The organism is Stenotrophomonas sp. LC732 (genome assembly GCF_052446685.1).
In the GTDB taxonomy this organism is placed as follows: Bacteria; Pseudomonadota; Gammaproteobacteria; order Xanthomonadales; family Xanthomonadaceae; genus Stenotrophomonas; species Stenotrophomonas muris.
This window is the reverse complement of sequence record NZ_CP199214.1, coordinates 796,947-821,735: the sequence shown is the minus strand read 5'-3', so window position 1 is coordinate 821,735 and position 24,789 is coordinate 796,947. Positions and strand designations below refer to the sequence as shown.

Here is a 24,789-nt window from a genome sequence, read left to right as displayed (position 1 = left end):
CATCATCCACGCATGGCGTGGATGCTCATTGCCCCAACGTGGACATGACGAAATCCACGAAGCACTGCAGGCGCGGGCGCGGGCGTCGATCGGGCAGGTAGATCAGGTGCATCGGTCGCGGTTCGGGCAGGTAGTCGCGCAGCAGCGGCTTCAGGCGCCCTGCTGCAATCTCCCCCGCCAACAGCGCGGTGGGCTGCAACACCAACCCGGCCCCGGCCACGGCGGCTTCGCGCAGCGCGAACCCGTCGTTGCAGGTCAGCCGCGCCTCCCAATCCACCTGTTCACCGTTGGCCAACTGCCAGCCATGGCCACCACGCCAGGCAAGATGGCTCAGGCAGTCATGCCCCTGCAGGTCCGCCGGCGTGCGTGGCGTGCCGCGCCTGCGCAGGTAAGACGGCGCCGCGCACAGGCTCATCGCATACGGCGGCAGCGGCCGCGCCACCACCTCCAGCGATGGCAACGGCCCGACCCGGATCGCCACGTCGAAGCCGTCCTCGATCAGGTCCACACGGCGGTTGCTCAGATCCAGTTCGATGTTCAACTGCGGCTGCGCGCGCAGCAGGCCGGCCAGCTGCGGCGCCAGCACGCAGCTGCCCCAGGTGGTCGGCGCACTGACCCGCAGCAGGCCACGCGGCTGTACCTGCAGACCGGCCACATCGGCCTCGGCCTGCTGCACCTGCTCCAGCACTTGCCGGCATCCGGCCAGATAGGCGCTGCCGGCTTCGGTCAGGCGCTGGCGGCGGGTGTTCCGTTGCAGCAGCGCGGTACCCAGATGCGCCTCCAGCTGCTGGATGTACTTGCCCACCATCACCGCCGAGACCTGCAGCTGTTCGGCGGCGCCGGCGAAGCTGCCACGCTCGGCCACGGCAACGAAGGCCTGCATGCATCGAAGGGTATCCATTACTAATCCTTAGTTAGGAATATGCGAATCATACGCCGCTTACCTAACCCCATTGTGAGGGCGCAGACTGCGCTCACTCCCTTACGCAAGGAACGGCCATGAAGATCCTCCTCGTTGGTGCCAGCGGCACCCTCGGCCAGGCAGTCGCCCGCCAGCTCGGCCAACAGCATCAGATTCTCGCCGCCGGCCGCAGCAGCGGCGAACTGCGCGTGGACCTGACCGATGACGCCAGCGTCGCCGAACTGTTCGCACGTACCGGCCCGGTCGATGCGGTGATTTCCACCGCCGGCAAGCTGCACTTCGGCCCGCTGCAGCAGATGACGCCGGCGCAGTTCAACCTCGGCCTGCAGGACAAACTGCTGGGCCAGGTGAGGCTGGCACTGGCCGCGCAGCATCATCTCAACAGCGGCGGCTCGATCACCCTGACCAGCGGCATCGTCAGCGCACAACCGATCCGCGACGGCGTCAACGCCACCTCGGTGAATGCCGCACTGGAAGGCTTCGTGCGCGCAGCCGCACTGGAGCTGCTGCCGCGCGGCCTGCGCATCAACGTGGTCAGCCCGAACGTACTGATCGAATCGATGGCCGCCTACGGCCCCTACTTCCCGGGCTTCGAGGCGGTAAGCGCACAGCGCGCGGCACTGGCCTTCCAGCGCGCGGTGGAAGGCATCCAGAGCGGCGAAACCATCACGGTCTGGTAAGAAAAAGGGGACGGAGGGGATTAAGTCGCAAGTGCACAAACGACATAATCCCCTCCGTCCCCTTTTTGCGTCCCCTTTTTGTCGCTCACTCCCAGCGCATCGGGCCGTCGCCGCGTTCGCCGAGGACGTCGCCGGGATTGGCCAGGCGGCAATGCTGCAGCGACAGGCAGCCACAACCGATGCAGCCGGTCAGTTCGTCGCGCAGCAGCTGCAGCATGTGGATGCGCTCTTCCAGCTCGGTGCGCCAGCGCGCAGACAGCCTGGCCCAATCCGCTTTGGTCGGTGCGCGTCCGTCAGGCAGGCTTTCGAAGGCACGGCCGACTGCTTCCAGCGGCATGCCCACCCGCTGCGCCACGCGGATCACCGCCAACCGGCGCAGCACGTCCCGGCTGTAACGACGTTGGTTGCCCGAGGTGCGCAGGCTGCTGATCAGCCCCTTGCGCTCGTAGAAATGCAGTGCGGAAACGGCCACGCCACTGCGCTGGGAGACCTCGCCAACGCTGAGTTCCTGGGATGCCATTGCTTGACCTCAACTACAGTTGAGGTGGCATGCTGCTATCTTCGCCGCCCGTTGACAAGCGCGGCCTGCACCTGACCCGTATGACCCCGACCCTCTCTCCCGCCGACACCCACCTGCCGGCTGACAGCTCGATCCTGTCCGCGCGCTACCGCGCCACGACCATCGGCATGGTCGCACTGGTCGCGCTGCACGCCTTCGAAGCACTGGCCGTCGCGGCCGCGATGCCCACCGTGGCCGAAGCACTCGATGGACTGCGCCTGTACGCGCTGGCCTTTGGCGGCACCCTGGCCACCAGTGTGATCGGCATGACCCTGGCCGGGCGCTGGGCCGATCGCCACGGCCCCGCGCGGCCACTCTGGTACGGCCTGGGCTGCTTCGTGCTGGGCCTGCTGCTGGCCGGCTTTGCGACGCGCATGGGCATGCTGGTGGCCGGGCGCCTGATGCAGGGCCTGGGCGCGGGCGCGATTTCGGTCTCGCTGTACGTGATGGTCGGCCGCAGCTACCCCGAACACCTGCGGCCGAAGGTGTTCGCGGCGTTCTCCGCAGGCTGGGTGGTGCCCTCGATGGTCGGCCCGGCGTTGAGTGGCCTGATGGTGCAGCACCTGGGCTGGCGCTGGGTATTCCTGGCAGTGCCACTGCTGGCGATACCGGCCGCACTGCTGCTGCGCCCGGCACTGGCGCGCATGCAACCTCCCGTTGCGGTCTGCAACGATGGCGAACGCAGCAACGTGGTGCGCTGGGCCTCTGGCGCCTCACTGGCCGCACTACTGCTCTACGTCGGCGGCCAGCAACAGGGCATGGCCGCCCTGCTCTGCATCGGCGTGGCGATGCTGGCGCTGCTGTTCTGCGTGCATCGGCTGCTGCCGGCCGGAACCCTGATCCTGCGCCGCGGCCTGCCCAGCGTGATCGCGTTGCGCGGCATTGCTGCAGCGGCGTTCTTCGCCTGCGAGGCCTATCTGCCCCTGCTGCTGCAGCGCGAACGCGGGCTCTCGCCCAGCTGGGCAGGCGCCGTGCTCAGCCTCGGTGCGCTGGGCTGGTTCGCCGGTTCATGGCTGCAGGGCCACCAGCAGCGTGGCTGGTCACGCCAGCAGCTGCTGCGCGTTGGCACGGTGATGATGACGTTCGGCATCGCCGCAACGCTGTCGGTGCTGTTCAACCCGATGCCGCTGCCGGTCGCGCTGGTCGGCTGGGCCGTCACCGGCTTCGGCATGGGCATGATCTACGCCAGCCTGTCGGTGCTGACCCTGTCGCTGTCAGCACCGCATGAGCAGGGTGCCAATACCTCGGCGCTGCAGCTGAGCGAGGCGTTGTCGGTGACCACCGCGCTGGCGGTGTCCGGCGCGTTGTTCGCCATGTTCGTGGAAAGCGCGCCGCACACCGGCTACCTGCTGTGCCTGGCCATCACCTTCGGTCTGGCGGTGCTGGCCGCAGTGATCGCGCGGCGGGTGTAGCGCCGCCGGATTCCGGTAGTGCCGGCCGCTGGCCGGCAACCTCCGCGCACGCGGGAATCCCATGATGGCGACGGCCAGAGGCCGGCATTACCGTGTACCGGCTCCCACATCATCGATATCCCGATGCAGGATGCGGCGCACTTCCAGCACGGCCTGCGGGGTCTCCTGCACGCTGTGGCCGGAAATGATCACCTTCTCCGACAGCGCGCCCGGCAGATGCGCGCTCCAGTACGGCACCAGCCCGTCATCGGACTTCTCCACCGGCAGCTCCGGCTTGCGCTGGGCGATGATCGAGTGGTACTTCAGGCCCGCTTCGATCGGCAGCTGTGCGGCGGCCTTCACGAACGGATCGCTGGCCTTGAGGTTGTCGATGCTGTTGGGAATCTTCGGCTTGGCGGTGCCGTCGACCTGCTGCTCGGCCTGTGCCAGCGCCATGAACACGTCCTCGAACTTGCCGAGAATGGTCAGCGGCAGGCGTACCAGGCGCCCGATCAGCCGCCCGACCTTGTTGCCTGCGATATCCGTGCCCTGGTGCGGCGCGGCGATGAAGATCGCGCGTTCCACGTTCGGCTGCGCCTTGAAATGCAGCAGTGGCCCCAGCTTGGCCTGCACGCGCTTCAGCCGCTCGCCCTTCAGGTCATAGTTGGCCAGCAGGTCATCCCACAGCACATCACCCGAGTCGCTCACCAACAGCCGCGCGAGCACGCCGCCCATGCTGTGGCCGATATAGACCATGTCCTTCGATGCGCGTGTGCTGCCGTTGGGGTCGAAGTGCTTGAGCGTGTCATTGAACGCGTTGGCGATCTCGTAGCGGTTCAGCGCGATCGGTGCATTGGTCGGGTAGTAGACCTGCCACACCTGGAACTGCTGGCGCAGCTCGGGGTCGCCCATGATCTCGTTGGCCAGGTTCACCCAGGCTTCCGGGCTGCTGGCCAGGCCGTGCAGCATGAAGATGATGCGGCGGTTCGGGTCCCAGGGCTGCATCAGGTAGATGTGCGGTTCGCCGATGCCCTCACTCATGCCGAACAGGGTGCGCAGTGACTGCCGGGCGAAGCCACTCTGCGCCAGCCACAGGCCGTAGGCAGCGGTGAAATTGCCGGCCAGCGGCACCTGTTCGCCGTGCAGGGTGATGCGTTCAGTGGCCTCCGGCGAATAGGCGTCCAGTTCAACCCGGCGCGTGCGCATCACGTCTTCCAGGCTGCTGCCTTCGAAACGCAGCAGCGCGGTGACGTTGATCGAGGACATCTCGCTGAATTCCGGCACCGAATCGTCATGCCGATGGCGGCGGCCACGGCGCTCGTCGTCGGCATCATCCGCCGCTGTTTCCGCCTTCGGCCCATCGCCCGCGATCACCGGCGCGACCAGCTTGGGCGGGTCCATCACCATCACCAGCTCGGCACCGAAGCCATCGCGGCGATAGGTGCTGCGCAGGCCGACGAAGCTGACCGTGCCGGCCGGCACCAGCTGCGCCGGAATGCTCTTCAGGTTCAACTGCTGGTAGTTGGAGGCCAGCGACCAGCTGCCGACCGAGATCGGCTTCGTATAGTCCTCGCCGGCCAGTGCCGCTGCACGCGCGCGCACGAACAGCACCACCGCCGCCTTCTCGGCGGCGTAGTTGTAGTAGTCGCGCACCTGCGTCTGCCGGTCCTCGAAGGCGCGGTCGGACGGCGAGCGGCCGCTGTAGAACAGGTAGGCATAGGCATAGCGCGCGGCTTCCAGCCAGGCATCCAGCGCCGCATCGCTCATCGGCGGATCGCCGGCGGCGGTCTTCTTCGGCGTCAGCGCCAGTGCGGCCTTCACCCACAGTTCGGACAGCGCCGACAGCCGCTGCTCGACGTTGAGGTCATCGGTCATCAACAACGTGCTGCGGCAGACCAGGAAGTCCTTTTCGCACTGCGACTCATCCAGGCCCGCCGCGCTGAGCGTCTCGCGCGCGGCCGGGCTGAGCTTGCCGGTGTTGAGCACATCGGCGCGCTTGTTCACCAGCGAATCGCTGGACTTCACCTGCTTGACAGTCACCATCGCGCAGCCGCTGCTGCCCAGCAGCAGGAAGGCGGCGAACAACACCGGCAGCACGCGCTGCCAGCGGATCAGGAAGAGTCGGGTCATTACTGCGGGTCCTGCTCGGTGCCGGGCACGCCCTGGCGGATCACGGTGGAGAAGTGGTCGCCGCTGCCCAGGTCCAGCGCACGCTGGGTGATGCGGCCCTTGTCATGCAGTTCGGCATAAGGCACGCCCGGCGTGAGCGCGCCGACCTCCTGTGCGTATTCGGCCAGGTAGCCGGACAGCAGCAGGCGGTAGTCCAGCGGCAGGCGCGGCGCGATGTGGCGGGCCAGATCGAAGACGATGGTGGTGCAGTTGCTGGTGAGCGTGTTGTAGAAGCCCGGCTTCGCATCCAGTTCGCGCGCCTGCGCGATGTACGCGGCGAACAGTTGCTTCAGTTGCGCCTGGTCCATGCCGTGCAGGCGGTACAGGTAGACATCCTCGCCACGCGCGTTGGTGCGGGTGCGGATGATGTCGGTCTCCTCCGCGGCCACCAGGGTCATCTCGAATTTGCGGAAGAAGCCGCCCAGCGCCGAGAACGATTCGCCGCGTTCCTTGCGGATCTCCAGCGAGAACACCACGTGGCGCCCATCCTCGAAACCGAACGAGATCAGGGTGTGGGCGATCGCCGGGCCCATCCAGTACGACAGCACCAGATCGGCCGAGCGGAGTTGGTCCAGGTCGTACGCGCGGCGCACCCAGTGCGCGTCGTAGTCGGTCTCGCTGCGCCAGGTGAAATCACGCACGTTGTCGAGCACCACGTGGCGCCCGTCGAAGGACACCACGTGCAGGCGCTGGGCCACGTCATCGGCCCAGACGCGGTCCTGGCGCGGGGTGAGCAGCAGCCACCACAGGCCGGCTAGCGCCAGCGACGCGCCGAACGCCATGCCCAGGCGACGATGGCCACGGCCACGCGCGACCTGCCACGACGCCCACAGCGCAACCAGCAGCCACAGCACCGCAATGCCATTGGCCAGCCAGTCCGGCCCCGGCATCTGATAGGCCAGCAGCCCGGTCACCCACAACGCTGCCAGCGCCATGGCACTTCCTGTCATCCAACGTCCTGCGGCTCTCACTGGCATCCTGTCGCGGTCCCGAAGCCGCATAGTTAGCCACAAGCGGGTTCGCCGTGGCATCTACGGCCCGTTCAGGGACCGCGGCGCACCGTCTGCGGCGGTCCATGCGGCCAGGTTCACCTCACAGGAGCAACGATGGGCATCACTTCCGTGGCCGGCGTTCCGGTCCAACCCCAGCACCGCGCCACCTGCCACTGCGGCACGGTCGAGCTGCTGCTGGACCTCCCGGACGGCATCGTTGACCCGCGCCGCTGCGACTGCTCGATGTGCCGGCGCCGGGGTGCCATCGCCGCCAGCGTCCCCCGCCAGGGCCTGCAGGTGGTGCGCGGGCAGCATCACCTGCAGAAGTACCAGTTCAACACCCATGTGGCCGAGCACTACTTCTGCGGGGTGTGCGGCATCTACACCCATCACCGGCGCCGCTCCAACCCCGACCAGTACGGCTACAACGTGGCCTGCCTGGAGGGCATCGACCCGTTCGCGCTGGGGGTGATCCCGGTCAGCGACGGGGTCAACCACCCATCAGACCGCACCGGCTAGTGGCGCGTGCGCCGCGGTGGCGTGGCCACCTTCTGCCAGGGCGCCATGCCGCTGCGCCCGGCCCGCGCCGGGCGTTTCAGCCAGGGCCGGCGTGACGGTGCCTGTGGCGCGTCCTCGACCGGGGGAGGAAGGGGTCGACGGCTGGGCCAGAGATGGTCGAGCAGCCACATGGCGGGTCTCCGTGGGGGACGGGGACGATCAACACTAGGCCCGGGTGGGCATAGGCGGCGTGAGCGGGACACGACAGCGGGATGACGGCGGAGGCGGCGATGAGCCTGCTACACCATGTCCCCGACCAAGGCACCTGTGCGTTTCCGCAGCAACAGGCGCAACACGGCGGCACAGGCGGCGGTCAGCAGCGCCAGTACACGCAGCAGTGTCGCCAGCGCCTCACTACTGGCGTGCTGCAGCTGCATGCGGCTCATCGTCGGTAGCAGTGCCTGCGCCTGTTCCCGCGCCCCCGTGGTCAGATAGGCACCGGCACGCACCAGCGATGCCGGCGACGCGCCCTGCAGCTGATGGCCGATCAGCAGCGCAAGCAAGGCAGTGACTGCGGCCAACGCGATGCCTTCGCCGGCCACCCGCACGGTTCCGAATATGCCTGCGGCCATGCCGGCACGTTGCACCGGTACCACGCTCACCGACAGTCCATCCATCAGCCCCCACGGCAAAGCCGTGCCTGCGCCGACCAGCATCAGCAGCGGCACCCACTGCGCGGGCGACGGGTGCGACGCCTGCCGCGACAACAGGTACAGGCCGGCGGCACACACCAGCAGACCCAGCGTGCACAACCGCGCACTTCCCACGCGCTCCGCCCAACGCGCGGCCAGCATCGGCAGGACCAGCATCGGCGCGGACAGCGCCAGCATCTGCAGTCCCACCAGCGTCGCGCTCTGGCCATGCACGCCCAGCAGTTGCAGAGGTAACGCGACCAGCAGCACCACGTAGCCGAAGCAGGTCGCCACCGGCAGCAGCTGGACACCGATGAACGCCGGTTGCGAGAGCAGTGAGAGGTCCAGCAACGGTGAGGGGTGCCGTCGTTCGATGAAGACGAACACCCCGCCCAACAGCAGCGTCACCAGCAGCGCCAGCCGCACGCGCGCGGCATGCAGGCCGAACTCGCCCAGCCACAGTAGCGCCAGGGTCAACGTCGCCAGCGTCAGGCTGAAACTCAGCATGCCGCCGATATCCAGTGGTCGGCGCTCGCCATGACTTTCAGGCAACGCGCGTGCCCCCAGGCCGAAGGCCACCAACGTGAGCACACCGCCCGCGGCGAACACGCTGCGCCATCCCAATGTCTGCAGCAGCAGGCCCGCGAGCAGGGGCCCCAACGCCAGCCCCATGCCGAACGTGGTGCCCAGCAGGGCGAAGACACGGGCACGCGCCGGCCCCTGCCAGGCCTGTGCCAGCAGCGCCGTGCCGGATGCCAGCGCCGCCGCCGCGGCAACGCCCTGCAACCCGCGCGCCAGATCCAGCCATAGCAGCGTGCGAGCAAGGCAGACGGCGGCGGTGGCGGTGGTGAAGCCCGCCGTGCCCAGCAGGAACAGCCGCCGACGGCCATATCGATCGGCCAAGCCGCCCGCAGCGAGCAACAGACTGCCGAAGGTGAGCATGAAGGCGTTGGTCACCCAGGCCAGCGCGGTGGGCGATGCCGCCGCGGAACGGGCCAGCGCCGGCACCGCGACTGCACCGGCAGAGAAGGACAACGGCAACGCCAGCGCGGCCAGGCAGACCGCAAGCAGCGCCCAGCGCTGCTGCGCGCGGACAGGTACAGGGAGCATCGAATCCGGGGCCATGCGGGCCTCCATCCATCAGGGGCATTGATGATGGACAGGCCGCTATTCCAGAAAAACAGGCTCGGTGGATGTTGATTGCGGCCAGATGTTCCGCAATCATCCAAGCATGGACTCCATCTCCGCCCTGCTCGCCTTCGTCCGCACCGCGGAGGCCGGCAGCATTGTCGGTGCCGCCCGCGTACTCGGCCTGTCAGCCTCGGCCGTCGGCAAGCGCATCGCCCGGCTTGAACAGGAACTCGGCACGCGCCTGTTCCAGCGCACCACCCGCCGCGTGCATCTCACCGACGAAGGCGAACTGCTGCTGCAACGCTGCCGGCGTGCGCTGGATGAGCTTTCCGAAGCGCAGGCGGACCTGGCGCAGCGACAGCACGCCCCCAGCGGACTGCTGCGCATCGGCCTGCCTACCATCGGCTACCGCTTCCTGCTGCCGGTGCTGCCCGGCTTCCAGCAACGCTATCCGCAGGTGCAGCTGGAACTGGACTTCAACGACCGCATCGTCGATGTGGTCAGCGAAGGCCTGGATGCAGTGATACGCAGTGGCGAACTGGCCGATTCCAGCCTGACCGCACGGCGGCTGGGGGGTTTTCGTTTCATCCTCTGTGCGGCGCCGGGCTATCTGCAGATGCATGGAACGCCCGGCGATGTGGGCGACCTGCGCATGCATACCGCGCTGCGCTTCCGTTACCCCACCACGGGAAAGCTGCATCCGTGGCAGCTGCCGGGCATCGAAGGCGACGCCGGGGCGCGCCTTCCCACGGCGATGACCTGCAACAACATGGAAGCCGTGCTGGCCGCTGCGATCGGATGCATGGGCCTGGCCTGGATGCCTGACTTCCTCGCCGCTGACGCGCTGGCCGATGGCCGCCTGCAACAGGTGCTGCCCACACTGCCCACGCACCGGGGGCAGTTCTCGCTGCTGTGGCCCGGCGGGCGCCATCCCAGTGCACGCCTGCGGGTGTTCATCGACTACGCCGTTGCGCACCTTTTCCGCAGCACCCCGGAAAAGGGGACGGAGGGGATTAAGTCGTAATTGGTCCTGCTGTGCCTGAAACGACTTAATCCCCTCCGTCCCCTTTTTCCTAGCGGCTGAAGCGGCGCGCGCCGGCGACGCAGATCACCGCGACCAGAGTCACCAGCACCATGCTGAGGCTGACCGATTCGTGCAGCAGCAGCGCGGCCAGGGCCAGGCCGAAGAACGGCTGCAGCAGCTGCAGCTGACCGACGGCAGCGATGCCGCCCTGGGCCAGCCCGCGGTACCAGAACAGGAAGCCGATCAGCATGCTGAACACTGCGACGTAGCCCAGTGCCCACCACGCCGAGGCACCGACCGCGGTGAACGAGGCCGGGCGCATCAGCACCGTCAGCGGCAGCATCACCGGCAACGCCAGCAGCAGTGCCCAGCTGATCACCTGCCAGCCGCCCAGATGACGGGCGAGCCGACCACCTTCCGCGTAGCCCAGCCCGCACACTACGATCGCCGCCAGCATCAGCAGGTCGGCCTGCAACGAGGCTTCGATTCCGTTGCGCGCGGCATAGCCGACCACGCAGGCACTGCCCAGCAACGAGAACAGCCAGAACGCCGGGCGCGGCCGATCGCCACCGCGCAGCACGCCGAACACCGCTGTACTCAACGGCAGCAGGCCAAGGAACACGATGGTGTGCGCCGACGACGCGTGACGCAGCGCGAGCGCGGTCAGCAGCGGGAAGCCGACCACAACGCCGAGGCTGACCACCACCAGCCCCGGCAGGTCGCCGCGCCGCGGCCATGGCTGGCGCAGCAGAAGCAGCAGCCCCAGACCGAGCACCGCGGCGATGGTGGCGCGTGCAGCGGTGACGAACCCGGCATCCAGCTGCAGCACCGCCAGGCGGGTGGCCGGCAATGAGCCGGCGAAGATCACCACACCGATGAAGCCATTGATCCAACCACTCGCCGACCGTTCCACGCCTGTACTCCTGAAGGTGCCGGACGATGCCCGGCTGCACCTGTATGGAAGCATCCGGCGCGGAACGACCCCAGCTACAATCCAGTACAGCCGCAAGTAACTGTACTGCCCACACTTCCACTACGGTTCCACCATGCCGCGCCCGCTCACCCGCATCGAATCGGTCATCCAGACCGTCCGCACCCGCATCAGTGCACGGGTGGATGGCCCCGGCTCCCGCCTGCCTTCGGTACGTGCGCAGGCGGCGACCATGGGGGTTTCAGTCTCCACCGTGGTCGAGGCCTACGAGCGCCTGGCGGCCGAAGGCCTGATCAGTGCGCGCGCAGGCTCGGGCTTCTACGTCAGTGGCCCGGCCGCACCGCTGGCGCTGGCTGAAATGGAGCCGCGGCTGGATCGCGCGGTGGATCCGCTGTGGGTATCACGGCAATCGCTGGAAACGCCCGCGGGCGATCTCAAGCCAGCGTGCGGCTGGATGCCCAGTGACTGGCTGTATCACGATGGCGTGCGCCGCGGCCTGCGCCGGCTGGCGCGTGCCGATGCCATGCAACTGGTGGACTACGCCGGTCCGCTCGGGCTGCCCGCGTTGCGCCAGCTGCTGCAAAGGCGCAGCGCCACGCTTGGCATCGATGCACCGATGGAGCAGATCCTGCTGACCGAATCCGGTACGCACGCAGTCGATCTGCTCTGCCGTTTCCTGCTCAAGCCCGGCGACTGCGTGCTGGTCGATGACCCGAGCTACTTCAATTACCACGCGCTGCTCAAGGCGCACCAGGTGCAGGCCATCGGCGTGCCGTACACGCACAGCGGCCCGGACCTGGAGGCGTTCGCGCAAGCCCTGCAGGCGCATTCGCCGCGGCTGTACATCACCAATTCCGGCCTGCACAACCCGACCGGCGCGGTGCTTTCGGCCAACACCGCGCACCGCCTGCTGGGCCTGGCCGAACGCAGCGAGTTGATCATCGTCGAGGACGACATCTTCGCCGACTTCGAACTGCAGCCGGCACCGCGGCTGGCCGCGCTCGATGGACTGTCACGGGTGATCCACGTCGGCAGTTTCTCCAAGACGCTGTCGGCAGCGTCGCGCTGCGGCTACATCGCTGCGCGCCACGACTGGATAGAAGCACTGACCGACCTGAAGCTGGCGACCAGCTTTGGCGGCGGCCATCTGGCCGCGCAGTTGATGCACATCGCGCTGACCGATAGCGGTTACCGCCGCCACATGCAGTCGATACGTTCGCGCCTGGCCGATGCACGCCGGCACACACTGCGGAAACTGCAGGCGCTGGGCATCACGCCGTGGCTGCAGCCGGAAGCCGGCCTGTTCCTGTGGTGCCAGCTGCCCGACGGCCGCGACGCCGCCGCACTGGCGCGGCAATGCCTGCGCGAGGGCATCGTGCTGGCGCCGGGCAACGCGTTCAGCCAGTCGCAGCGCGCGGCCGACTATCTGCGCTTCAACGTCTCGCAGTGCCAGGACCCGAGGATCTGGCAGGTGCTGGCGCGGGCGTTGCGCTGAGCTGGATGCAAGCCGGTCCGCGCAGGCAGGAGCGACCCGCGGCAAAGGCACTTGCATGCCACGGTACAGTGGTATGTCCCTGTTGCAGGAATGCACGCATGTCTTCGTTCTCCGATCCGCAGGCCGTTGCCCGCTATGCCGAGGGCCCGCTGCGCCAGGTGCCGGGCTTCCTCGCGTTGCAGCAGATGAGTCGCCTGCTGCTGGCCGAACACGTTCCTGCGCAGGGCCGCGTGCTGGTGCTGGGCGCCGGTGGCGGGCTGGAGCTGAAGGCATTTGCCGAGGCGCAGCCGGGCTGGCAGCTGCTGGGCGTGGACCCGGCTGCACCGATGCTGGCCCTGGCCGAACAGACACTGGGCCCGCTGATGTCGCGCGTGCAGTTGCTGGAAGGCTACATCGACGATGCCCCCGACGTGCGCTTCGATGGTGCCAGCTGCCTGCTGACCCTGCACTTCCTCGACGCCGCGCAGCGCCTGCACACGCTGCGGGAGCTGCACAGGCGCCTGCAGCCCGGCGCGCCGCTGGTGGTGGCCCACCACAGCGTGCCGCAGGATCCGGCCGGCAAGCTGCGCTGGTTGCAGCGCTACGCCGCGTTCGCCGAAGCCTCCGGCGTTGCCCACGCCGATGCACAGCGCGCGATCGACGCCATTGCCGAGCGGCTGCCGCTGCTGGCCCCCGAACAGGAAGTGACGCTGCTGCAGGAGGCCGGCTTCGGCGATGTGGAGCTGTTCTATGCAGGCTTCAGCTTCAAGGGCTGGGTGGCGTACGCCGGCTGATGCCTACGGCACCACGGTGATGCCGATGCGCTGCATCAACAGCGCCACCTGCTGGACATCCAGCGTGGCGCCACGCAGGTTGGTGCTGCGCAGGTCCAGCTCGCCCAGATCGGAATTGGTCAGGTCGCAGTCGGTGAAGTTGGCGCTGTTCCAGTCGATTCCCTCGAACTGGCCACCGGACAGGTCCGAGCCGGCAAAGCTGGCGCCGCTGACGTTTGCACCGTCCCAGCGGTTCTCCCACAGTTCGCATTTCTCCAGCGTGACCCGCGAGAAATTGGCATAGCGCAGGTTCGACTTCTTGATGAAGGCGCTGCAGAACCAGCTGCGCGTGGTGATCTGGTTCATGAAGCTGGCGTTGCTGAAATCCGCACCCTGCGCGCGGCACTCGCTGATCTCCAGGCCCAGCGCCTTGATGAAGTTGAAGTGGCACATGCTGATGTCGCAGCTGCGGAAGCTGGCCTCCTTCAATGTGGCGCCATTGAAGCGGCAGCCGCTGCGGCTGTCGGCATCGTAGAAGCTGCAGTTGATGAACTCGGTGGCGGTCAGGTCGGCACCGGAAAAATCGCACTCATGGAACTGCTGGTCGACCACTTTCTGGCCGGTGTACTGGTCCGCGCCGATGCGCAGCTTGCGGTGAACGGTGGGGGACATCAGGGATTCCATGCCAGGTGCCCCGCCATCATGCCGGGCCGCGAGGGCGATCCATAGACGTGGGCACGGGCGGATTCACCGGCAGTCCAGCCGCCCTGCGTCCCCCCAACGCAGCATGCATGTTGTTGCACGTTAATGCACGAACGTGCAGACTTGCAGCATGAGCTCCGATCCCGGCCCCCTCCCCGCCCAGCGCACCCGGCAGATTCTGGAGGAACTGCGCCAGCAGGGCCGCGTGGTTGCCGCCGAGCTGGCGCGCCGCTATGCCGTGTCCGAAGATTCGATCCGCCGCGACCTGCGCGAGCTGGCCGCGCAGGGCCTGTGCCAGCGCGTCTACGGTGGCGCCGTGCTGCCACCGCCCAAGGAACGCCCGCTGCGCGAGCGGCTGACCCGCGACCGCGGCGACAAGGCCGAGCTGGCCGCCCGCGTCTGCGCGTTGCTGCAACCCGGCCAGGTCGTACTGCTCGACGCCGGTTCAACCAACCTGGCGATCGCCCAGCAGTTGCCGGCCGCCCTCGGCTTGACGGTGATCACCAACGCGCCACAGATCGCCACGGCCGCCAGCCTGCTTGAAGGCACCTCGGTGCAGCTGATCGGCGGGCGCCTGGCCAGCGGTGGCGGCGCGGTCGGCGCCGAAGCACTGGCCCAGGTGCAGCGCCTGCGCGCCGATGTGTACCTGCCCGGCCCCTGCGCGGTGGACGGCGACACCGGCGTGTGGGCAATGGATGCGGAAGAAGCCACGCTGAAGCGCGCGATGGTGGCCTGCAGCAGCCGTGTCATCGTCGCCGCCACGACTGAAAAGCTGGGTGCACGCGGCAACTGGCAGATTGCCAGCCTCGACGAGATCGACGACCTGGTGCTGACCACCACCGCACCGCCCGCATTGGCGGCACGCTTCCGCGCCGCAGGCATCGCGGTACACCCCACTCCCCCCTGACCGTACCGCTCATGTCCCTTGCCAACCGCGCGCGCGCCGAACAGCACGCGACCCGCGCTGCGTTCTTCATTCCCGGCTTCGCCACCGCGCTGTGGGCCACCCTGGTGCCGTTCGCAAAGGCACGCACCGGGATCAACGACGCCACGCTGGGGCTGGTGCTGCTCTGCCTCGGTGCCGGTTCGCTGCTGGCAATGCCGTTGTCCGGCGTGCTGGCCGCGCGCCTCGGTTGCCGGCGGGTGATGGTGGCCAGCAGCCTGCTGATCTGCCTGACCGTGCCCGGCCTGGCGCTGGCCGGTTCGGCCTGGACACTAGGGCTGGTCCTGTTCGTGTTCGGCGCCGCCGTGGGCGCGATGGACTGCACGATGAACGTACAGGCCGTCATCGTCGAGCGCGAAGCACGGCGCGTGATGATGTCCGGCTTCCATGCCTTCTTCAGCATCGGCGGCTTCCTCGGCGCGGCCACCATGACCGTGCTGCTGTCCGCACAGCTGCCGCCCTTGGCATCCGTGCTGGTCGGCGTCGGCGCCATGTTGCTGGTGATGCTGTTGTCGGCGTCGTACTGGCACAGCGAACGCATGCCGCATGACACACCGATGCTGGCCCTGCCACACGGCATCGTGCTGTTCATCGGCGTGCTGGCGTTCGTCGCCTTCCTCGGCGAAGGTGCGATGCTCGACTGGAGCGCGGTGTTTCTCAGCGACGTGCGCCGCGTCGATGCCGGCCTCGCCGGCATCGGCTATGTGACCTTCACCCTGACCATGACCGTCGCACGCCTGTTCGGTGATGCACTGGTGGCACGCGTGGGCCGCCAGCGCGCGATCGTGTTCGGCGCGTTGCTTGCCGCCGCGGGCGTGCTGGTGCTGACCCTGGTCACGCCGTGGCAGGCGTCGCTGATCGGCTATGTGCTGGTCGGCCTCGGCTGCGCCAACATCGCACCGGCGCTGTTCTCGCTGGCTGGCCACCAGACCCGCATGCCCGGCGCGCTGGCCATCACCGCCGTTTCCACGCTGGGCTTTGCCGGCATCCTTGCTGGCCCGGCACTGATCGGTTTTGCCGCCAACCACTTCGGCCTGATCGCTGCATTCATCGGCGTGGCCACGGCCTTGTTGCTGGTGGCGATGTCCACGCGTTGGCTGCGGGTGTAGCCCAGGGCATCAGCGCCGCCTGCGCCGCAGCTTCATCCGCAATCGCCGATAGCCGATCACCGTCGCCGTGGCACACAACGCGGTGCCGGCAGCGCTCAGCAGCAGCAACACCGCCAACCGGGCACCTTCCTGGCGCAGCATCGCCGGCAGGTCCCAGCTATGCAGGAAGTAGAACAGCCAGCGCCCCACCCGCTCACGATGCCCCATCGTCAGCAACGGATCGCCGGTCGCCAGATCGAGATAGACGCGTGTCGCCTCGGCATCACCGAAATCCACCACTGCCACCGGGAAGCGACGTACCGCTGCACCATTCATGGCCTCGGGCGCACGCGGGTAGAAGTACGCATCCGCTGCATGCTGCACCACGAAACCCTGCATGGGTGTAGCGGACAGCGCACGTGCCCTCTGCTGCAACCACGCGGTCGGCAGCCACCGTGCGACATGCAGGTGCCCATTGCCGCCGGACACGATGCGCGTATCACCCTGCCCGTCCAGCAACACCGCGAACAGCTCACCACCGATCCGTCGCCACTGGATCTCCACCGGCTGGAAGCGCGCAGCTTCGGCCATCGCCAGAAGCTTCGCAGGATCACCCAGCGCACCATCCACCGCCACCGCGCCGCCACGGTAGTGCTCAACATCGATCGCTTCACCCGTACTGCTGAAGACACCCAATGGGTTCATCGACATCAGCCCGCTGAAAATCCAGGTGAACACGAAGGCCGCAGCACACAATCCGATCAGATGGTGCCAGCGCATCCACGACTCCACGTACGGCGTCTTCGCACCGGAACGATAGTGCCCACGGAAACGCCAGCGCCATACGCCCACCACGATGCCGCTGATCGCCGCCACCGTGCACAGTGCGGACAGCACGATCACCACCCACGTCCACACCGGGTCGACCGACTGCATGCGCAGGAAGTACAGCCAGTGCAGCCAGGCGCCCACATAGTTCCAGCGCTGCTGCACATGCGGGGCGTCCAGCACCACTTCACCGGTACGCGAGGACACATACAGGTCGCCCGGCTGCGCGCCGCCCACCTCCACCCGATACAGCGGCCGATGCGCGTCCAGTGCACGCGAATGCGTCCAACGATCCTCATTCACGCGCATCGCACCCACGAAGGCCTGGCCGCCCGCGAACTGCGCAGCGGATGCTTCGGCGCGCTGTGCCGACACCGGCAGCAGCGCCTGGCCGGTCACGGCAGACCAGGCGCCCACATTGCTGCCACTGCGCACCACATAGGCAGGCGCTCCACGCAGTGTGGTCAACGCCACAGCCTCCGGCTCGGCCTGCACGGCGGCAGGCAGTACCGACAGCCCCTGCAGGTCGCGGGCATCACCCAGCAACGGCAACGCCGCCAGCCGCTCGCCGGGTGTCAGCTTCGGGTAACCAATGAACAGCATCACCATGCCGCTGACGAACCACAGCAGCATCAGCAGGCATCCGCCGATGCCCAGCCAGCGATGCACCAGGTAGGTCCAGCGCTTGGCGGTGGAACGCATCGTCATCGCCAGCGCCCTCAGAAGCGATGGTCGACGGTGAATTCGACGCGCCGGTCCGCACCCAGCAACCACTGCGTACTGGTGTAGTACGCGGTGGCGTAGTACCCCTTGTCGAACACGTTGAACAATCGCGCGGACAGCCGCGTGTGCGGTGCCGCCTGCCAGGTCAGGGCGAGGTCGGTGGTGCTGTAACCGGGCAACTCCAGCGTGTTGGCATTATCGGCGTAGCGCTTGCCGACATAGCGAACGCCACCCGCCGCGCTCCAGTCCGGCGCGAACTGCCAGCTCAACCACATACTGGCCAGGCGCTCGGCCACGTTCGGCGGCACGTTGCCGTCGCGCGACACCAACACCGCCGGCGAACCCGTGGTTTCCAGGAAGTCCTCGAATTCGGCCTTCAGCACCGTCGCGTTGGCATCGAGCGACCAGCGCGGCGCGAAGTTCCAGTTCAACGACGCTTCAATACCGCGCGAGGTCTGCGCGCCCACCTGCACCCGGCGATCCGGCACCAGCGGATCGCGGCTGAGCAGCCCGGTCTTGCGGATGCGATACGCCGCCAGCGTCCACTCGCCACCGTCGAAGGCCTGCTTCAGGCCAACCTCGATCTGCCGGCCCTTGGCCAGGTCAAAGGCGCCGTTGGCCGGGCTGATCATCAGCAGGCCACTGACCGGGTCCGCCGCCTGCGAATACTGCGCATACAGGCTCAGCGTCGGCTGCAGCGCGAGTACCGTACCCGCACGCCAGCCTGTGCTGCTGTAGGTCTTCGAGAACGCATTCTGGCCACTGATCAGATCGGTGCGATCGATGCGCGCGCGGTCGTGGCGCAGGCCACCCAGCACCGACCAGCGCTCGCTCAGCGCCAGCCGGTCTTCCACGAACAGCGCGTACTGCTCGGCACGGTTGCGGTAGCGCGGCAGGTTCGGCGCGTCGCTCGCGAACTGGCCCGGGACAGGATCGAACGGATCGACCGGGCCCGAGCTGCCGGCATAGGTGTTGTTGGTGTGCTTGAAGTGCGCGCGGTTGGCGTCCAGGCCCACCGCGAAGTTGTTCTGCAGGCCACCCGCCGTTCCCTGCACACGCAGCGTCGAGGTCAGTCCGGTCTGGTCCTGGTTGTGGGTGATCTCGGTATTGCCCGAGCGATCGATCAAGCCGGTAGCGCGGTTGTAGACATAGGCCTCGGCATTGCGCCAATCACGCTGGCTGTCGATCTGGTAGACGCGGGTTCGCCATTCCACGTTCGCGTTTGGTGTCCACAGCGCGTCGAGCTGGGTCCAGCGGTCGCGGAAGCGGATCTCGCTGTCGTCCACGTTGTAGTTGCGGTGGCGCAGCGCCTCCAGCTGGCGGCCCTCGACCAGCGGCGTGCCGAAGTAGCGCATGGGTTTCTGGTAGCCCTGCGCATGGGTGAGCATCAGCTGCAGGTCCGCACGTGGCTGCCACAGCAACGCACCGGAGAATGTCGCGTCGCTGTTGCGTCCACGATCAACCCAGCCACCGCTGTAGTTGCCGCTCACATCCAGCCGGTAGGCCAGCTCGGGCGTCAGCGCGCCACCACTGCCGAAGCCCAGCCGCGCGGTGTCCTCGCTGCCCACGGTCATGCTGATCTGGTTCTCGATGGCGCCGCGCGTGGCCTTCTTCGGCACGATGTTGATCACGCCGCCGATCGCCCCGTCGCCATGGACCACCGAGGCCGGGCCGCGCAGCACTTCGATGCGCTCGATCGACCAGGTATCGAACGGGAACGTGATGCCCACGCCGCCGTACTGGCGCAGCCCATCGTACAGCCGCATCACCGAGGCACCGTCGGTGAAGCCGCGGCTGGACAGCGCACTCAGGCCATTGCCCGGGTGCGGCATGGCACTGATCGCACCCGCTCGGCTGATCGCATCGTTGAGGTTGCTGTCGCCGCGCTGCTCCAGCTGCTCGCGCGAAATGACCGTCAGGCTGGCCGGTGTCTGCAACACGCTCAGGCCCAACGCAGAGCCGGCGCTGGCGGTGGAAGACAGTTCACCGCTGCGGGTATCGACCACGCGTACGGTCTCCAGCGTGGTCGGGGGTGCCGCGCCGGCGGCAAGCAGGGGCGCGGCATGCAAGAGCAGCGAGCACAGGACAGGCAGCGTCGCCCGGCGCAGGCGCGCGGAGTTGGGGTTCGTTTTCATTTTTTCACGGCATGCAAGGCCACCCCGCAATGGCAGGGCAGCAATCAGAAAGGGGCAGACACGCGCGTGCGGGCACCGGCCGTGGCCGGCAACCTCATGGAAGAACGTTCAATGCAGCGCGCGTGCGGCTCAGGCAGCCATCAGTGCTGGCGGCCCACGCGCGCCCAATGTGCCGCTGATCCGTTGCGGCAACGCCCGCACCGCGCCGCGCAGTGCGCGGCACACCGGTGCAATCGGCGCCAACAGCAGCACGGCCGCCACCAGCAGGGTGATCAGCCGTGCAGCGATCAGGCAGTAATCGCAGTCCACGCCCATCTCATGATCGGCGTGTGGATCGGCGGGCGGCTTCTTCGTGGCCTCGCCGTGCAGCATCGCCATCGCGTGATGGTCGTGCTGCCCTTCCATCGCGTGCAGCGCGTGCTCTGCGTGCATTGCGTGGTCCATGGCCGCCACCGGCGCAGCGGCAGCCACGTGACCATGCGCCAGCCAGCGGCTCACCAGCGGGGCGAGCAGCACCAGCAGCATGGCAAGCCATGCCAGGGCCTGGAACCGGCGGTGGAGAACAGAATGGCGCACGCCGCCATTCTACGGGGCCATAGCCAACCTTGGACCCCGTTCAGGGTTTGGCCCCTGCGACACGGTGACGCAGGGGCTCGCCTCCAGCGGCGACATGTGAATGCACCGCACCGCGGTCCCTACGCTTGCAGGCCCCGCCTCGCCAACGTTAGGGTTCAGATGGCCACGGCAAGGAGCCAGAGGGATCCGCATGACCACTCGCATCACACACCGGCTGCGCATCAGCCTGCTCGGCCTGACCGCGTTGCTTGCCGCCTGTGCCGACAAGGGGCCGCCCCCACCGCCAGAGCCGCTGGAACTCTCACAGCCCATCGCCGTGGACACGCCGGGCCAGCAGGTGCAGTTCGAGTTCGAAACCACGGCGCGCAATTTTGCCAGCTACCGCACTTATGCGGTGGAACTGGAACTGCAGCGGCGAAGTCCAGCTACAACGGGCACGCCCGATATAGCAAGTATCAACATCCCATTCGAAGTATCCCTGCAGCGTCGGGAAGGTACTACCTGGCAGGAGATTGCAACACAGGACAGCTATCAGGCACGCGCGCGCAACGGTGTTGAGCCGCTCCCCTCGTGGCACCACTCTGAGAGCTGGCGCTATGCCTCGCTCGCATCAGGCAGCGACGGCAGCTACCTCCTGAACGTGACAGCGCTGCCGCTGGAGCTCGACAGCGGATACCGGCTGCAGATTCAAACGGTCCATGCCATATCAGGACTGCAAGACTATTCGGCAAGGCTAGTCGTGCACGCCTCGCGTCCTGCAGGGAAGTGACACCATTCATTCGAAGGAACGAAGGAGTTTCCATGAACAAGCCCCGCTACAGCCTGGACATTGTCATTGCCGCACCCGGCACCCCACTGCTCGATCCCGATTCGGGAAAGCAGCAGCTGACGCCCGATGGCACTCCTGATACTTCCGGGCCTGGCCACATGTTCTACGTTCTGCACGCTCCAGGTAAAGCGGCGCAGAGTTTCGGCTTCGCACCCGTCGAGCATGGCAGCATGAATGGTCCCGGGCGCATCGTCAGAGACGACGTGAAAGTCTATAAGGACCCCGCCCATGTCCGTACCATCGAAATCACCGAAGCCCAGTACAACAAGCTCAAGGCGTTCGGCGACGATCCAGTGGCGCACGGCTTCAGCAAGCACTACGCCGACGTGCGTCACAACTGCGTGGACTTCACCTGGGACGCATTGAATCATGCCGGCATCCAGCGCAAGCACAGCCTGGACGTGAACAGCATCGGCGGCCCCGTCGGCCAATTGCTGCCAGACGTCCGCATTCCGCTGGGCGTCCAGTCACAGGGCAAGGACGGTTATCGCCCCCTGCGCAACATCCATGGCGTGGACAGCATTGAACCGCCCTTCCCCAACAGCGAACTCAACCGCACCACCACCCATCCCCTGCCCGAGCGCAGCTTGAAGCAGCGTCTGCTCAGCGAAACCGATGGTATTGATGGCCCCTTGGGCGAGCGTCTGGCTGCGGACGCGCGCGCACCGGGGCACAGCCTTCATGCCTTGGACCAGAAAGTGCGTACCGCACTCGCCCAGGCCAGCGAACAGCAGGGACTGCCCCCCGGACAGGAGCACGAACGACTGGCCGGCCATCTGACCCACGCGGCGGTGCAGGCCGGCTTCAGCGAAAAGGACACGCTGCAGGTGGCATTCAGTTCGAACAGCACCGCCGAGGCACCCGGCTACGTATTCCTGCATCGCAGCGGCGACACCGCCTCGCCGGACCCTGCCGCCAATCGCCAGCGCCTGTCCCTGCTCGATACGCAGCAGGGCGACGCGGACACGCTGTATCAGCAGGTCAACGTGCAGCAGCAATCCCGCGACGCAAGCCGGCTGGCGCAGGACGAGCAACAGGCACAACAGCAGGCGTCGCCGCGCATGGCCTGACCAAACCGCGTGAGGCGCAGGCACCGTTCCCGCATCAACTCACGTACTGCGCCTGCCCATTGCCAAACGACCAGTTCTCCTTCTTCACCTCCACCAGGTTGATGAACACATCCTCGCGGCGGATACCCACCGCCGCATGCAGGCCATCGGCAATGCCCAGGTACAACGCCTTCTTCTGCTCCAGCGTGCGCCCTTCGTTCCAGGTGATCTGGATGCAGATGAAGTCGTCGGTGCGATCCACGCCCAGGTAGCCGGGGTCGTGGATCAGCGTGCCGGGCGCGTGTTCCTGGAAGATCTGGAAGCGATCATTTTCCGGCACCCCCACCGCGCGCATGGCCTGGTAGATGGTTTCGCCGACGCGTTGCAGGTAGTCGGCGGATTTACCTTTGCGAAGATCGATGCGGGCGAGCGGCATGGTGGCACTCCAGAGTGGATGGGCACGGCAACGGGCTGAGACTACGCCTGCCCGGGGCGGCGGGACAGCGCAGGGATGGAACCCTCTGGCTCCATGCGTGGCATGGTCCCGCCTCGCCGCGCAGGGTGACGCGATTGCCGTGGCGGCGCCGCTCTGGAGTCGTCTCGTGCACGGTCGGCAGGGGCGGCGATGTGCGCCATCAGTGATGGGCCGCACTACTCGCAGGTGTCCGACGGCACACATCGGAAAACGTCTGGCCTGCCTAGGGCCAGTTGAGAACTTTCCTTACAGACTGATGTGATGGCCCGGCTTGAAGATCGCCGCGCCGAGGCAAGACGCCTTGGCCGGGATTGGCGTCTCGAATAAACGAACAGGCTTCAAGGACTGCGAGAGAAATCGCAGTTGAGAGAATGCACCGACTGCCCTCAATGGCGGGCGGTGCGTGGGGATCGCAAGATCCGCCAGGCGTTCTTCTCCCTTGAAGCTTGTTTGCCTTGGCACGCCAACCCGCACCGTCCGCCACCTTCACTCCAGAAGGTGGCCCTACGCCAGTGAGGGTTTCGCCATGACCAACCGAACCGCCATCCATCCCCGCCTGCACGCGCTTATCGGCGACGTCGCAGCCGACGTGCCCGAAGACCTTGCGCGTGAGATCGAATGCGCTCTAGCGGAGCGACTGCTGCCGCCTTCGCGCCCAACGTTCCTTTCCTGCCTCGATGCCATCCGCGCCGGTGATGACCAAGCCGGGCGCGCATGTACCCCGCAGACACTCAGCGCCACAGGCTTCGGCTCGCTCGACCGCTCGCTGGCCGCTTTGAATGCCGTACTGGATCTACTGCATGCCGCCGAACGTGCGCGCCTGGATGGCGATCCGCAGGATCAACTCGGTGACTTCCATCGGGACGGATTGATCGTTGCCGCACGCCAGATCGCGCGCGCTGCACAGGATGGGCTAGGCCATGCCATGGGATTCGCGGCAGGAAGACCTGGCTGATGCACGCGCAGCAAAGATGGCCCATTGCTGGAGGCCCTTTTTGTTCTGCAACATGGTAGGTGGCACAGGGATGGACGCGGCTCTTCTACCCAGCGAAGGCGGCCATTGCGGTATATGATCCACTCGGATCGGTGCACGAACGCCACGGTCATACTGCCTAGTCAAGTCATCTTGGACAGCGCTTTCGGGGAAAGAAAGGATGCATACATTCAAAAGGAACGCGGGCGATGAATCCGCCTGCGCATCAAGGGTTGGAGTTCGTCTCCGAACACTGGTTGCAGCAAGTACTTGGCTACACATTGCGCTGCCAATTGGGCTTGGCCTGCCTCCATCCGCGAACGCTGCAGGTCCGGAGACGGTTACCTACATTCATACCGACGCCCTTGGCTCCCTTGTTGCTGAGAGCGACGCCAACGGCAACGTGATAAAGCGTTATGACTACGAGCCCTATGGGACCCTGGTAGGAGGACAGGTCACCGACGGACCCGGATACACAGGGCATGTGAGCGACTCGACTACGGGCTTGAGCTACATGCAACAGCGATACATGGATCCGGAGCTGGGAGTCTTCCTCTCAGTGGACCCGGTCTCAGCGTATGACCAGCCTGTAGGCCAGTTCAATCGCTATCGGTATGCCAACGGGAATCCGTACAAATTCACTGATCCAGATGGGCGAAATCCAGCCCTGCCATTCATCTATGGCGCGATAGCGGGGGGCCTGTCCAATATTGCCATCCAGAAGCTGATGAATCCGGATAAACCAATCGATCAGACGCAGGCATTGATAGCAGCAGGGGTGGGTTCGGTCTCAGGCGGCGTGGGCGGTATCGCTGTCGCAGCCGTGGAGTCTGGAGTGATTTCTGTCGGCCGAGCCGTTGCCATTCAAGCAGCGGCGAATTTCGTCACTGGCGGCGCCGGTGCCGCCGCAGAGAGCGCCCTCAAGGGAGAGCCGATTTCCGCTGGTGGAGTGCTCACGGCAGCGACCGGAGGCGCTGTTGGTGGTCTGGCAGGTTCCGGTGTTGCAGCTGCAGCAGGCGACTTCGCGGGACCAGCCGCCAAAGGCGCTCTGAATAGGCTGAGCAGCTCCGCATCTCCCGGCGCCCCGAACATCGCCTCCACCACCGCATCAACAGGAGTCGCAATTCCTCGTCAGTCGATCACACAAGCGGGAGCATCACAGCTAGGGCAGAGCACCGCCGGAGCCGCCGTAGATGCGGCACAAAAGACGATGGAGAAGAAGAAGTGAATCC

General features: G+C 66.8%; 22 protein-coding genes and 1 pseudogene. 12 read left to right on the top strand and 11 right to left on the bottom strand.

The genetic code is table 11. The annotated features are described in order from the left end of the window. Nucleotides 1-25: 25 nt before the first annotated feature. Entirely contained in the window at nt 26-901 is an 876-nt protein-coding gene (locus ACT6SE_RS03975) for a LysR family transcriptional regulator (RefSeq protein ID WP_046429246.1), read from the bottom strand. Between the two features lie 71 nt (nt 902-972). On the opposite strand from ACT6SE_RS03975, the pseudogene ACT6SE_RS03970 reads away from it, so the two are divergent. Beyond that, nucleotides 973-1,602 (top strand): annotated as a pseudogene (locus tag ACT6SE_RS03970) (short chain dehydrogenase); the annotation flags it as partial. 85 nt (nt 1,603-1,687) lie between these two features. On the opposite strand, the gene soxR reads toward ACT6SE_RS03970, so the two are convergent. Then, on the bottom strand, nt 1,688-2,122 hold the full coding sequence (soxR, locus tag ACT6SE_RS03965) for a redox-sensitive transcriptional activator SoxR (RefSeq protein WP_021202603.1): 435 nt from the start codon (nt 2,120-2,122) through the stop codon (nt 1,688-1,690). Between the two features lie 29 nt (nt 2,123-2,151). Here soxR and ACT6SE_RS03960 point away from each other — a divergent pair, with 29 nt between their 5' ends. After that, entirely contained in the window at nt 2,152-3,573 is a 1,422-nt protein-coding gene (locus ACT6SE_RS03960; RefSeq protein WP_014646212.1) for an MFS transporter, read from the top strand. Nucleotides 3,574-3,660: 87 nt separating this feature from the next. On the opposite strand, the gene ACT6SE_RS03955 is transcribed toward ACT6SE_RS03960, so the two are convergent. Together ACT6SE_RS03955 and ACT6SE_RS03950 are read right to left on the bottom strand one after the other, a co-directional pair. Next, on the bottom strand, nt 3,661-5,682 hold the full coding sequence (locus ACT6SE_RS03955) for an esterase/lipase family protein (protein ID WP_046429242.1): 2,022 nt from the start codon (nt 5,680-5,682) through the stop codon (nt 3,661-3,663). Then, a complete protein-coding gene (locus ACT6SE_RS03950) occupies nt 5,682-6,656 on the bottom strand; it encodes an Lnb N-terminal periplasmic domain-containing protein (RefSeq protein ID WP_046429239.1) in 975 nt (324 codons plus the stop codon). Before ACT6SE_RS03950 ends, ACT6SE_RS03955 begins: the two co-directional genes overlap by 1 nt. Nucleotides 6,657-6,827: 171 nt before the next feature. Between ACT6SE_RS03950 and ACT6SE_RS03945 the strand changes: the two genes are divergently transcribed. Next, nucleotides 6,828-7,232 (top strand): GFA family protein, encoded by a 405-nt coding sequence (locus ACT6SE_RS03945; RefSeq protein WP_014646209.1) that lies wholly within the window; start codon nt 6,828-6,830, stop codon nt 7,230-7,232. Nucleotides 7,233-7,510: 278 nt separating this feature from the next. Here ACT6SE_RS03945 and ACT6SE_RS03940 read toward each other — a convergent pair whose 3' ends face one another. Beyond that, nucleotides 7,511-9,028 carry an MFS transporter gene (locus ACT6SE_RS03940; RefSeq protein ID WP_046429284.1) on the bottom strand — a complete coding sequence of 506 codons (1,518 nt, stop codon included), beginning with the start codon at nt 9,026-9,028 and terminating at the stop codon, nt 7,511-7,513. Nucleotides 9,029-9,134: 106 nt separating this feature from the next. On the opposite strand from ACT6SE_RS03940, the gene ACT6SE_RS03935 reads away from it, so the two are divergent. After that, nucleotides 9,135-10,058, top strand: a complete 924-nt coding sequence (locus tag ACT6SE_RS03935) for a LysR substrate-binding domain-containing protein (protein WP_049420757.1) — start codon at nt 9,135-9,137, stop codon at nt 10,056-10,058. Nucleotides 10,059-10,107: 49 nt separating this feature from the next. On the opposite strand, the gene ACT6SE_RS03930 is transcribed toward ACT6SE_RS03935, so the two are convergent. Beyond that, nucleotides 10,108-10,971: a DMT family transporter gene (locus tag ACT6SE_RS03930; RefSeq protein ID WP_032958514.1), complete on the bottom strand. Its 864-nt coding sequence runs from the start codon at nt 10,969-10,971 to the stop codon at nt 10,108-10,110. A gap of 133 nt (nt 10,972-11,104) precedes the next feature. Between ACT6SE_RS03930 and ACT6SE_RS03925 the strand changes: the two genes are divergently transcribed. Both ACT6SE_RS03925 and ACT6SE_RS03920 read left to right on the top strand, forming a co-directional pair. Then, nucleotides 11,105-12,484 carry an aminotransferase-like domain-containing protein gene (locus ACT6SE_RS03925; protein ID WP_046429235.1) on the top strand — a complete coding sequence of 460 codons (1,380 nt, stop codon included), beginning with the start codon at nt 11,105-11,107 and terminating at the stop codon, nt 12,482-12,484. 98 nt (nt 12,485-12,582) lie between these two features. Then, a complete protein-coding gene (locus ACT6SE_RS03920; RefSeq protein WP_046429233.1) occupies nt 12,583-13,257 on the top strand; it encodes a class I SAM-dependent methyltransferase in 675 nt (224 codons plus the stop codon). Nucleotides 13,258-13,260: 3 nt separating this feature from the next. Here ACT6SE_RS03920 and smqnr read toward each other — a convergent pair whose 3' ends face one another. Then, the gene (gene smqnr, locus ACT6SE_RS03915) at nt 13,261-13,908 is read right to left on the bottom strand and encodes a SmQnr family pentapeptide repeat protein (protein ID WP_014646203.1); all 648 of its coding nucleotides are present in this window, start codon (nt 13,906-13,908) and stop codon (nt 13,261-13,263) included. Nucleotides 13,909-14,068: 160 nt separating this feature from the next. Here smqnr and ACT6SE_RS03910 point away from each other — a divergent pair, with 160 nt between their 5' ends. Further along, nucleotides 14,069-14,845 (top strand): DeoR/GlpR family DNA-binding transcription regulator, encoded by a 777-nt coding sequence (locus tag ACT6SE_RS03910; protein ID WP_046429230.1) that lies wholly within the window; start codon nt 14,069-14,071, stop codon nt 14,843-14,845. 11 nt (nt 14,846-14,856) lie between these two features. Then, nucleotides 14,857-15,990 (top strand): MFS transporter, encoded by a 1,134-nt coding sequence (locus ACT6SE_RS03905; RefSeq protein WP_014646201.1) that lies wholly within the window; start codon nt 14,857-14,859, stop codon nt 15,988-15,990. Between the two features lie 9 nt (nt 15,991-15,999). On the opposite strand, the gene ACT6SE_RS03900 is transcribed toward ACT6SE_RS03905, so the two are convergent. From ACT6SE_RS03900 to ACT6SE_RS03890, 3 genes are all read right to left on the bottom strand, one after another. Further along, complete coding sequence (locus ACT6SE_RS03900) at nt 16,000-17,505, bottom strand: PepSY domain-containing protein (RefSeq protein ID WP_046429228.1); 1,506 nt, start codon at nt 17,503-17,505, stop codon at nt 16,000-16,002. A gap of 11 nt (nt 17,506-17,516) precedes the next feature. Then, nucleotides 17,517-19,655, bottom strand: coding sequence for a TonB-dependent receptor (locus tag ACT6SE_RS03895; RefSeq protein WP_046429226.1), 2,139 nt, complete (start codon nt 19,653-19,655; stop codon nt 17,517-17,519). 129 nt (nt 19,656-19,784) lie between these two features. Further along, on the bottom strand, nt 19,785-20,180 hold the full coding sequence (locus ACT6SE_RS03890) for a DUF2946 family protein (protein WP_046429225.1): 396 nt from the start codon (nt 20,178-20,180) through the stop codon (nt 19,785-19,787). Between the two features lie 241 nt (nt 20,181-20,421). Here ACT6SE_RS03890 and ACT6SE_RS03885 point away from each other — a divergent pair, with 241 nt between their 5' ends. Both ACT6SE_RS03885 and ACT6SE_RS03880 read left to right on the top strand, forming a co-directional pair. Next, nucleotides 20,422-21,000 carry a hypothetical protein gene (locus ACT6SE_RS03885; protein WP_046429221.1) on the top strand — a complete coding sequence of 193 codons (579 nt, stop codon included), beginning with the start codon at nt 20,422-20,424 and terminating at the stop codon, nt 20,998-21,000. 32 nt (nt 21,001-21,032) lie between these two features. Beyond that, the gene (locus ACT6SE_RS03880; RefSeq protein WP_014646196.1) at nt 21,033-22,130 is read left to right on the top strand and encodes an XVIPCD domain-containing protein; all 1,098 of its coding nucleotides are present in this window, start codon (nt 21,033-21,035) and stop codon (nt 22,128-22,130) included. A gap of 34 nt (nt 22,131-22,164) precedes the next feature. Here the strand turns inward: ACT6SE_RS03880 and ACT6SE_RS03875 are convergent, their stop codons facing one another. Continuing rightward, complete coding sequence (locus tag ACT6SE_RS03875) at nt 22,165-22,545, bottom strand: tautomerase family protein (protein WP_014646195.1); 381 nt, start codon at nt 22,543-22,545, stop codon at nt 22,165-22,167. A 565-nt stretch (nt 22,546-23,110) separates the two neighbouring features. Between ACT6SE_RS03875 and ACT6SE_RS03870 the strand changes: the two genes are divergently transcribed. Together ACT6SE_RS03870 and ACT6SE_RS03865 are read left to right on the top strand one after the other, a co-directional pair. Then, nucleotides 23,111-23,539, top strand: a complete 429-nt coding sequence (locus ACT6SE_RS03870) for a hypothetical protein (protein ID WP_014646194.1) — start codon at nt 23,111-23,113, stop codon at nt 23,537-23,539. A gap of 199 nt (nt 23,540-23,738) precedes the next feature. After that, a complete protein-coding gene (locus ACT6SE_RS03865; protein WP_080281850.1) occupies nt 23,739-24,785 on the top strand; it encodes an RHS repeat-associated core domain-containing protein in 1,047 nt (348 codons plus the stop codon). The last annotated feature ends 4 nt before the right edge of the window (nt 24,786-24,789 follow it).

Excerpts from the sequence above, each read along its gene's own strand:
- soxR (WP_021202603.1), bottom strand. The coding sequence starts at position 2,122 with ATGGCATCCCAGGAACTCAGCGTTGGCGAGGTCTCCCAGCGCAGTGGC.
- ACT6SE_RS03950 (WP_046429239.1), bottom strand. The coding sequence starts at position 6,656 with ATGGCGCTGGCAGCGTTGTGGGTGACCGGGCTGCTGGCCTATCAGATG.
- ACT6SE_RS03935 (WP_049420757.1), top strand. The coding sequence starts at position 9,135 with ATGGACTCCATCTCCGCCCTGCTCGCCTTCGTCCGCACCGCGGAGGCC.
- ACT6SE_RS03880 (WP_014646196.1), top strand. The coding sequence starts at position 21,033 with ATGAACAAGCCCCGCTACAGCCTGGACATTGTCATTGCCGCACCCGGC.
- ACT6SE_RS03940 (WP_046429284.1), bottom strand. The coding sequence starts at position 9,028 with ATGGCCCCGGATTCGATGCTCCCTGTACCTGTCCGCGCGCAGCAGCGC.
- ACT6SE_RS03925 (WP_046429235.1), top strand. The coding sequence starts at position 11,105 with ATGCCGCGCCCGCTCACCCGCATCGAATCGGTCATCCAGACCGTCCGC.
- ACT6SE_RS03910 (WP_046429230.1), top strand. The coding sequence starts at position 14,069 with ATGAGCTCCGATCCCGGCCCCCTCCCCGCCCAGCGCACCCGGCAGATT.
- ACT6SE_RS03920 (WP_046429233.1), top strand. The coding sequence starts at position 12,583 with ATGTCTTCGTTCTCCGATCCGCAGGCCGTTGCCCGCTATGCCGAGGGC.
- smqnr (WP_014646203.1), bottom strand. The coding sequence starts at position 13,908 with ATGTCCCCCACCGTTCACCGCAAGCTGCGCATCGGCGCGGACCAGTAC.
- ACT6SE_RS03890 (WP_046429225.1), bottom strand. The coding sequence starts at position 20,180 with ATGCTGCTGGTGCTGCTCGCCCCGCTGGTGAGCCGCTGGCTGGCGCAT.
- ACT6SE_RS03905 (WP_014646201.1), top strand. The coding sequence starts at position 14,857 with ATGTCCCTTGCCAACCGCGCGCGCGCCGAACAGCACGCGACCCGCGCT.
- ACT6SE_RS03865 (WP_080281850.1), top strand. The coding sequence starts at position 23,739 with ATGCATACATTCAAAAGGAACGCGGGCGATGAATCCGCCTGCGCATCA.
- ACT6SE_RS03875 (WP_014646195.1), bottom strand. The coding sequence starts at position 22,545 with ATGCCGCTCGCCCGCATCGATCTTCGCAAAGGTAAATCCGCCGACTAC.
- ACT6SE_RS03975 (WP_046429246.1), bottom strand. The coding sequence starts at position 901 with ATGGATACCCTTCGATGCATGCAGGCCTTCGTTGCCGTGGCCGAGCGT.
- ACT6SE_RS03955 (WP_046429242.1), bottom strand. The coding sequence starts at position 5,682 with ATGACCCGACTCTTCCTGATCCGCTGGCAGCGCGTGCTGCCGGTGTTG.
- ACT6SE_RS03885 (WP_046429221.1), top strand. The coding sequence starts at position 20,422 with ATGACCACTCGCATCACACACCGGCTGCGCATCAGCCTGCTCGGCCTG.
- ACT6SE_RS03895 (WP_046429226.1), bottom strand. The coding sequence starts at position 19,655 with ATGAAAACGAACCCCAACTCCGCGCGCCTGCGCCGGGCGACGCTGCCT.
- ACT6SE_RS03945 (WP_014646209.1), top strand. The coding sequence starts at position 6,828 with ATGGGCATCACTTCCGTGGCCGGCGTTCCGGTCCAACCCCAGCACCGC.
- ACT6SE_RS03960 (WP_014646212.1), top strand. The coding sequence starts at position 2,152 with ATGCTGCTATCTTCGCCGCCCGTTGACAAGCGCGGCCTGCACCTGACC.
- ACT6SE_RS03900 (WP_046429228.1), bottom strand. The coding sequence starts at position 17,505 with ATGACGATGCGTTCCACCGCCAAGCGCTGGACCTACCTGGTGCATCGC.
- ACT6SE_RS03870 (WP_014646194.1), top strand. The coding sequence starts at position 23,111 with ATGACCAACCGAACCGCCATCCATCCCCGCCTGCACGCGCTTATCGGC.